Source organism: Sphingobium sp. ba1 (genome assembly GCF_000743655.1).
Lineage (GTDB): Bacteria > Pseudomonadota > Alphaproteobacteria > Sphingomonadales > Sphingomonadaceae > Sphingobium.
In genome coordinates this window covers 1,351,784-1,359,151 of the sequence record NZ_JPPQ01000069.1, presented here as the reverse complement: position 1 = coordinate 1,359,151, position 7,368 = coordinate 1,351,784, and the positions used below count along the sequence as shown (strand labels likewise).

Annotated in this window: 10 protein-coding genes and 1 pseudogene; 10 read left to right on the top strand and 1 reads right to left on the bottom strand. The window is 64.1% G+C overall.

What is annotated here, in order from left to right; translation table 11 throughout:
* Positions 1-235: 235 nt before the first annotated feature.
* Both IL54_RS09630 and IL54_RS09625 read left to right on the top strand, forming a co-directional pair.
* Positions 236-682 (top strand): RcnB family protein, encoded by a 447-nt coding sequence (locus tag IL54_RS09630; RefSeq protein WP_037475149.1) that lies wholly within the window; start codon positions 236-238, stop codon positions 680-682.
* A gap of 151 nt (positions 683-833) precedes the next feature.
* Complete coding sequence (locus tag IL54_RS09625) at positions 834-1,244, top strand: BLUF domain-containing protein (RefSeq protein WP_237748834.1); 411 nt, start codon at positions 834-836, stop codon at positions 1,242-1,244.
* Positions 1,245-1,248: 4 nt separating this feature from the next.
* On the opposite strand, the gene IL54_RS09620 is transcribed toward IL54_RS09625, so the two are convergent.
* Positions 1,249-2,649, bottom strand: a complete 1,401-nt coding sequence (locus IL54_RS09620) for a GntP family permease (protein ID WP_037475145.1) — start codon at positions 2,647-2,649, stop codon at positions 1,249-1,251.
* Between the two features lie 324 nt (positions 2,650-2,973).
* Here IL54_RS09620 and rpsF point away from each other — a divergent pair, with 324 nt between their 5' ends.
* From rpsF to IL54_RS24090, 8 genes and pseudogenes are all read left to right on the top strand, one after another.
* Positions 2,974-3,411, top strand: coding sequence for a 30S ribosomal protein S6 (gene rpsF / locus IL54_RS09615; RefSeq protein WP_037475143.1), 438 nt, complete (start codon positions 2,974-2,976; stop codon positions 3,409-3,411).
* A gap of 13 nt (positions 3,412-3,424) precedes the next feature.
* Entirely contained in the window at positions 3,425-3,649 is a 225-nt protein-coding gene (gene rpsR / locus IL54_RS09610; RefSeq protein WP_006950194.1) for a 30S ribosomal protein S18, read from the top strand.
* 13 nt (positions 3,650-3,662) lie between these two features.
* Positions 3,663-4,265, top strand: coding sequence for a 50S ribosomal protein L9 (rplI, locus tag IL54_RS09605; RefSeq protein WP_037475137.1), 603 nt, complete (start codon positions 3,663-3,665; stop codon positions 4,263-4,265).
* 192 nt (positions 4,266-4,457) lie between these two features.
* The gene (locus IL54_RS09600; RefSeq protein ID WP_037475134.1) at positions 4,458-5,516 is read left to right on the top strand and encodes an extracellular catalytic domain type 1 short-chain-length polyhydroxyalkanoate depolymerase; all 1,059 of its coding nucleotides are present in this window, start codon (positions 4,458-4,460) and stop codon (positions 5,514-5,516) included.
* A 38-nt stretch (positions 5,517-5,554) separates the two neighbouring features.
* Entirely contained in the window at positions 5,555-5,887 is a 333-nt protein-coding gene (locus IL54_RS09595) for a hypothetical protein (protein WP_037475131.1), read from the top strand.
* Complete coding sequence (locus IL54_RS09590; protein ID WP_037475129.1) at positions 5,884-6,117, top strand: hypothetical protein; 234 nt, start codon at positions 5,884-5,886, stop codon at positions 6,115-6,117. Before IL54_RS09595 ends, IL54_RS09590 begins: the two co-directional genes overlap by 4 nt.
* Before the next feature lie 92 nt (positions 6,118-6,209).
* Positions 6,210-7,142, top strand: coding sequence for a DUF808 domain-containing protein (locus IL54_RS09585; protein WP_037475127.1), 933 nt, complete (start codon positions 6,210-6,212; stop codon positions 7,140-7,142).
* Between the two features lie 67 nt (positions 7,143-7,209).
* Positions 7,210-7,368, top strand: a pseudogene (locus tag IL54_RS24090) (MATE family efflux transporter); the annotation flags it as partial.

Here is a 7,368-nt window from a genome sequence, read left to right as displayed (position 1 = left end):
GCTACTCAGGGCAGATCGTCTCTGGACCACAGCATGCGCTTGACCATCACGGATACTCTAGCGCACAAACCCCTGAAATCCGGCTCTTTCTGAACAGTCATTCAGGCAAAACCCCCATTTGATACATTTTCCGACACTCTTTGCCCCTTCCCGGCACATCCCTGCGACAAGCGGGGCCTATCTCTGTCTTCGACGCCAGAGACGGCGCCCGAAACACAGGCAAAGGAGCAAGCACATGTTCAAGAAGATCATCATGGCCCTGGCCACCACCACCCTGGTCGCCAGCCCCCTCATCAGCGCGCAGGCCCAGGCACAAAGCTACGGCGCGCAGCACCGCCAGGAACAGACCCGCACGGTCGTCAAGCAAAAGCCCAACGGCCGCACCGTGGTCAAGCAGAAGACCGTCGTGAACAAGACCGGGGTACGCAACAATGGCAATGTCGTCTATCGCGGCAACGCCTATCGCCCGAACCGCGCCGCCGTGGTCAATCATCGCTGGGCCAAGGGTCAGCGCTTCGACCGTCGCCAGGCCGCCAATTATCGGGTGATCAACAATTATCGCGGCTATCGCCTCAACGCCCCGCCGCGCGGCTATCAGTGGGTCCAGTCGGGGAACGACGCGGTCCTGATCGCCCTCACCAGCGGCATCATCGGCGCGGTCATCGGCGGCGCGATCCGCTAAATCCCATACCTCCCGACAGCCGGAGGGTCGCACGGATGCCCCAGGGGTTCTCTCTCCCCCCTGGGGCATTTTCCTGTCTAATCCAGGTTAAATACCCCATATTAAGGGATTTTCCTCTATAAGATACCAAAGCGCCGAGCCGGGACCATCCATGCCACTACATCATATCATGTATATCAGCACCGTCGTCGGCACGGTCACGCCGCAGGAGTGCGCCGCCGTCGCGCAACTTTCGGCCGTCAACAACCAGCGCGACGATGTGACTGGCCTCCTGCTGTTCAACTCGCGCCGCTTCCTCCAGGTGCTGGAAGGGCCAAGGGATGCGGTCGAACGCATCTTCGCCCGCATCTATGACGACCCCCGCCACCGCGCCGTCGTCAAGCTGCGCGAAGGCACGATCGAAACCCGCGAATTTGGCCAATGGGCCATGGCCTATGATGACCCCGCCCGACCTTCGCATAGCTTGAAGGACAAGGTCGCCGCCCTGCTCGAACGGGCCGGTCCCTCGACCCGCGCTCATTTCATGGGATCAGCCGACTTGCACCGTCCGGCCGCCCGATAAGGGATCAGACCAGCCCGGTCAGATAATAGACCGCAATCACGACAAAGACCGTCAGCGTCTTGATCAGCGTCAGCGCGAAAATATCCTTATAGGCCTGCCGGTGGGTCAGCCCCGTCACCGCCAGCAGCGTGATCACCGCGCCATTATGCGGCAAACTGTCCATCCCGCCCGACGCCATCGACGCAACCCGGTGCAGCACCTCGCGCGGAATCCCCGCCGCATCGCCCGCCATCAAGAACTGGTCCGCCATCGCCGCCAGCGCGATCGACAGGCCACCCGATGCCGATCCGGTGATCCCAGCGAGCGACGTCACCGTAATCGCTTCATTGATCAACGGATTGGGGATAGCCTTGAGCGCCTCCTTGACGACCAGAAAACCGGGCAGCGCCGCGATCACCGCCCCGAACCCATATTCCACCGCCGTATTCATCCCCGCCAGCAAAGCGCCGCCCACCGCCGCCTTCGACCCTTCGGCAAAGCGCTTGGCCACCGTTCGAAACGCGAAGGCAAGGATCGTCGCAATGCCGAGCAGCAAAGCGCCCTCCACCGCCCATAGCGCGGACACCTGCGCCACTTGCACCTCCACCGGCGCAGCCATCCCCACCAGTGACAAGGTGACGACATCGCCGCTCACCCAGCGCGGAATCGCCATCGTCAGCAGCAGATTGCCCACCCCCACCACCAACAGCGGCAGCAGCGCGATCAGTGGATGCACCGGGGCGGCGTCCTCCACCGGCTCCGGCTCGTTGACCAGCGTTTCAGGCGCGCCATAGCCCTCGCCCGCCGCCATCAGCGTCCGTCGCCGCCAGCCAAGATAGGCCAACCCCATCGCCGCGATGCAGACCGACCCGATCGTCCCCAGCACCGGCGCCGCCCAAGTGGTCGTGCCAAAGAAGCTCGTCGGAATGATATTCTGGATCTGCGGCGTGCCGGGCAACGCGTCCATGGTGAAGGTGATCGCGCCAAGGCCAATGGTCGCGGGCACCAGTCGCTTGGGAATGTCGGCGCGGCGAAACATCTCGGCGGCAAAGGGATAGACGGCGAACACCGCGACGAACACCGACACCCCGCCATAGGTCAGCAATGCCGTCACCAGCATGATTGCCGGAATCGCCCGCCCCGCGCCCACCACGCCGATCACCGCCGTCACGATCGCGCGGGAAAAACCCGAAATCTCGACCAGCTTGCCAAACAGCGCGCCGAGCAGAAACACGGGGAAATAGAGTTTCAGAAAACTCGCCACCTTCTCCATGAACAGCCCCGAAAAGGCAGCAGGCACGGCGGCCGGATCGGTCAGCAACACCGCCAGCATCGCCAGCACCGGCGCCATGATGATGACGCTCATCCCCCGATAGGCCGCGATCATCAGCAGGATCAGTGACAAGGCAGCAATCGCAACGGCCATATACTCTCCTGCTCCTCAAATTTTATGTCCGTTCCCCGGCGAAGGCCGGGGTCCAGTCCAAACGTAACAACTGGACCCCGGCCTTCGCCGGGGAACGCTTTGCCATGGTGGCGCACTATCTTTATTCAATCTGCGCTGGCAAGTCTGGCGGATCACATAGCCACGCGAGCCCCTTGCCTTTCCCCCGCATTTCCGCCATAGGCCCGCCTTCGCGACGGACCGGGGTGACTCGCTCTAGTGCGAAGATACGGAACGAGACGACAGCCGGAGGGGCGCTGCACATGGGGTGCGCGTCAGCAATCGGCCAACAGAAAAGGCATTATCATGGCTCTGTACGAGCATGTGTTCCTTGCGCGCCAGGATCTGGCACAGGCGCAGGTGGACGCGCTGGCGGAAATCGCCACCAAGATCGTCGAAGAGAATGAAGGCAAGGTTACCAAGGTCGAGACCTGGGGCCTGCGTTCGCTCGCCTACAAGATCGCGAAGAACCGCAAGGCGCACTACGTCATGCTGAACATCGACGCGCCGGGCAATGTGATCGCGGAGCTGGAGCGCCAGACCCAGATCAACGAAGACATCATCCGCTACATGACCGTCAAGGTCGACGAGCTGGAAACCGGCCCGTCGGTGATGATGCGCAAGCAGGAGCGTTCGGAACGTGGTGATCGCGGTCCCCGCGGCGACCGTGGCGATCGTGGCCCGCGCGAAGATCGTGGTGATCGTGGCCCGCGCCGCGACCGCGAAGAAACCGCTGGCGAATAAGGAGACCTGAACCATGGCACGCCCATTTTTCCGCCGCCGCAAGAGCTGCCCCTTCGCCGCCAAGGATGCGCCGAAGATCGATTATAAGGACGTCCGTCTGTTGCAGGGCTTCGTGTCCGAACGCGGCAAGATCGTCCCCAGCCGCATCACGGCCGTTTCGGCCAAGAAGCAGCGCGAACTGTCCCAGGCCATCAAGCGCGCCCGTCATCTGGGCCTGCTGCCCTACATCGTGAAGTAAGGGAGTAAGCCCCATGGAAATCATTCTGCTCGAACGCATCGAGAAGCTCGGCGCCATTGGCGACGTCGTAACCGTCAAGGACGGCTACGCCCGTAACTTCCTGTTGCCGAACAAGAAGGCGCTGCGCTCCAACAACGCCAATAAGAAGGTGTTCGAGGCCAACCGCGCCAAGATCGAAGCCGACAATGCTGCCCGTCGTGCCGACGCGGAAGCCGCGGCCGATGGTGTCAACGGCACCCAGATCGTCCTGATCCGCCAGTCGTCCAACGCTGGTGCGCTCTATGGTTCGGTTGCGGTCCGCGACATCCTCGAAGCGCTCAGCGCCCAGGGCATCACCAACGTGACCAAGTCGATGATCGTGCTGGAACGCCCGATCAAGACGCTCGGCGTTTTCGACGTCAAGGTTGCGCTGCACCCCGAAGTCGTGACCACCATCCAGGTCAACGTCGCCCGCTCGCCGGAAGAAGCCGATCTCCAGTCGCAAGGCGTGGACGTGATGGCTGATCTGTTCGAAAAGGACGAGAGCGGCTTCACCGAAGACTATGATCCCAATGCTGAGCCTGGCGAAATCGCCATGGACAAGGCTGAAGACGAAGCCCCGGCCGAAGACGCCTGAGCCTCCTCTTCCGATCGAACGAGAAAGCCGCCCCGCAACGGGCGGCTTTTTTGTTGGTGCGGCACAAAGGGTTGGCCCTCCGCGTCCAAGTAAATGCTGCACTGCGGGATCGAACGGGGATGCGGTCCGTTTCCCCGTTCAGGCTTGCATCGTGGTTGGCCCTTAACCGCGCGTCAGCCAAGGGGACGTCCCATGAAAAATCCATTCGCCTCGGCTATGAAGGCCGCCAGACTGATGCAGAAGGGCCGCCCGATGTCGGCCGCCTTTGCCATGCATGGGCTACTGACGACTCCCGCCAAGCCCCTCAAAAAAGCGCCAGCCCGCAAACCTGCCACCAAACGGATCGCCAAGCCGACCCCGCCCGCCCGGCCCCTGCCCGGCAGCTTCATCGACGGCCTGTTCGAAAGCAAGCATGGCACGATTCGCTATAAGCTCTACACGCCGACCGGCTCCGCGCGCCGCCGTATGCCGATCGTCGTGATGCTCCATGGCTGTTCCCAATCCGCGGGCGATTTCGCAACCGGCACCGGCATGAACCAACTCGCCGACGAACGCGGCGTCATCATGCTCTATCCCGAACAATCCCGGTCGGCCAATATGGCCCGCTGCTGGAACTGGCACCGGCCTGGCGACCAACTGCGCGGCAAGGGCGAACCGGCGCTGATCGCCGGGCTGACCCGCCACGCCATCGCGCTGGCCCGCGCCGACCCCACGCGGGTCTATATCGCGGGCATATCCGCAGGCGGCGTCGCGGCCGCGATCATCGGCCAGGCCTATCCCGAACTGTTCGTCGCGGTCGGCATCCATTCCGCCCTGACCCGTGGCGACGTCAGCACCGTCAGCGGCGCGCTGGCCGCCATGCGGGGCCGCTCGACGAGCGAGGCCCCGACCGGCCGCACACCCCGCCCCCGCCCGACCATCGTCTTTCATGGCGACGCCGACACCGTCGTCCACCCCTCCAATGCGGACGGCTTCCGGTCGCTGCTCGAACGGTCGACCCACGGCCCGCTGGTCAGCCGGACGGAGGAAGGCATGTCGGCGGGCGGACGCGCCTTCACCCGCACCGAACATCGCGACGCAAAGGGCGACGTCATGCTGGAAAACTGGACCGTCCATGGCAGCAGCCACGCCTGGTCGGGCGGCGCGCGCGCGGGTTCCTACACCGACCCCGCCGGTCCCGACGCCTCGCGCGCCATGCTGCGCTTCTTCCTCGCCCGTAGGCGCAAGCCAGTGCGCAAGGCCGTGCCCTGACGCACGGAACGCCGCCAAGCGCGGCGCGTTGCGCCATCATGAAAAACCCTGCCCTGATCGAAAAGCTGGCCCGCCATCTCGCCACGGACGCACCCGACGACTGGCCCGCCCGCGTTCAGGATGCGGCCAGCATCCTCGCCCTGATGAAGGAGCCGGACGAAGCCATGCGCGCCGTCGGCGATGCGGCGATCTGGGAAGCGATGATTGACGCGGCCCTGCGCGAACGCTGGACTGTGGCACCGCCCGCTGCAAATGAAAGCGATTCGGGCGGGTCGGACGAAGAAGGCGAGATCCGGCTGACCTCCGAAGCGGTCGGCCATGATCGCGCCGACTGGGTCCACATACATCATGAGCGGGAGAAGCAATCATGAAGGGGCTATTCAAACTGGCCATCGTCACGGGTCTGGGCGCCATCGCGCTCAAAGGCTGGCGCGCATGGATGGGTGACGGCAAGGTGCCCGACGATCGCGGTCCCATCGGCTCCTCCGGCATCGTCCGCGACGCCGGGCCACAGGAGGGCATTGCCGAGGCGGACTGGGACTTGGTCGATGAACAGTCGGACGAGAGCTTTCCCGCCAGCGACCCGCCGGGCAATTACTGAACCAAACCTCCATTGCTCCCCCGCCACGCGCCCTCTATGAAGCGCGCGCACGGGGCGGCTATTCACCGCCCATAACAGGGGAATGACCGTCCATGCCTTCGGGTCTGATCGCGCTGCTCGATGATGTCGCGGGCATTGCCAAACTTGCCGCGACCTCGCTCGACGATGTCGCCGCCGCGGCTGGTAAGGCCGGCACGAAGGCGGCAGGCGTCGTGATCGACGACGCCGCCGTGACCCCCAATTACGTGATGGGCCTCACCGCCGAACGCGAATTGCCGATCATCTGGAAAATCGCCAAGGGATCGATCCGCAACAAACTCCTCTTCCTGCTGCCCGCCGCTTTGCTCATCAGCGCGCTCGCGCCCTGGCTGCTGCCACCGCTTCTCATGGTCGGCGGCGCCTTCCTCTGTTTCGAGGCGGCGGAAAAGCTGCTGGAAGCGATCCAGGGCGGCCATGACGTCGCCGAAGAAGCGCTGGCGACCCTCAATTCGACAGAGCTTGAAAACCAGAAAGTATCGAGCGCCATCCGCACCGACTTCATCCTGTCGGGTGAAATCATGGCCATTTCGCTTGGCACCGTGGCCGACAAGCCGATCTGGGAGCAGGCGATCGTCCTGTTCGTCGTTGCTATCGGGATCACGGCGGGCGTCTATGGCGTCGTCGGCCTGATCGTGAAGATGGACGATATCGGCCTCCACCTCGCCCAGCGCGCCTCCTACGTCACCCGCGCGATCGGCCGTGGCCTGGTCAAGGCGATGCCGATCCTCATGAAGATATTGAGCGTCGTCGGCACCGCCGCGATGCTCTGGGTCGGCGGTGGCCTCATCGTCCACGGCCTGCACGAATATCATCTCGATCTGATCCCCGACATGATCCACCATCTGGCGCAGGGCGCGGCCCAGGCACTCCCCGCCATCGGCCCGGTGGCCGATTGGGTGGTCAATGCGATCGGCGCAGGCATTGTCGGCCTGGCGATCGGTGCCATCATCGTCGCCGTCCTGCATCTGTTCAAGAAAAAGCACTAAGCCAACGGTCCGTGCCCCTGCGCAAGCAGGAGCCCAGGGCACGACGGCACACCCGATCTTCTGGACCATGGCCGTGACCCACCCCTCTCCATGGCGCATCGAAGCCAGCGCCCTCATCGCCCTCGCGCTGCCGATGATCGCGGGCAATATCGCCTGGTCCGCCATCGCCGCGACGGACCTGCTGCTGCTCGGCCGCCTCGGCGCAGAAGCGGTCGCGGCGGGTGCG

Bases quoted from the DNA above. Each gene is read 5' to 3' on its own strand.
- IL54_RS09630 (WP_037475149.1), top strand. From the start codon at position 236: ATGTTCAAGAAGATCATCATGGCCCTGGCCACCACCACCCTGGTCGCC.
- IL54_RS09625 (WP_237748834.1), top strand. From the start codon at position 834: ATGCCACTACATCATATCATGTATATCAGCACCGTCGTCGGCACGGTC.
- IL54_RS09620 (WP_037475145.1), bottom strand. From the start codon at position 2,649: ATGGCCGTTGCGATTGCTGCCTTGTCACTGATCCTGCTGATGATCGCG.
- rpsF (WP_037475143.1), top strand. From the start codon at position 2,974: ATGGCTCTGTACGAGCATGTGTTCCTTGCGCGCCAGGATCTGGCACAG.
- rpsR (WP_006950194.1), top strand. From the start codon at position 3,425: ATGGCACGCCCATTTTTCCGCCGCCGCAAGAGCTGCCCCTTCGCCGCC.
- rplI (WP_037475137.1), top strand. From the start codon at position 3,663: ATGGAAATCATTCTGCTCGAACGCATCGAGAAGCTCGGCGCCATTGGC.
- IL54_RS09600 (WP_037475134.1), top strand. From the start codon at position 4,458: ATGAAAAATCCATTCGCCTCGGCTATGAAGGCCGCCAGACTGATGCAG.
- IL54_RS09595 (WP_037475131.1), top strand. From the start codon at position 5,555: ATGAAAAACCCTGCCCTGATCGAAAAGCTGGCCCGCCATCTCGCCACG.
- IL54_RS09590 (WP_037475129.1), top strand. From the start codon at position 5,884: ATGAAGGGGCTATTCAAACTGGCCATCGTCACGGGTCTGGGCGCCATC.
- IL54_RS09585 (WP_037475127.1), top strand. From the start codon at position 6,210: ATGCCTTCGGGTCTGATCGCGCTGCTCGATGATGTCGCGGGCATTGCC.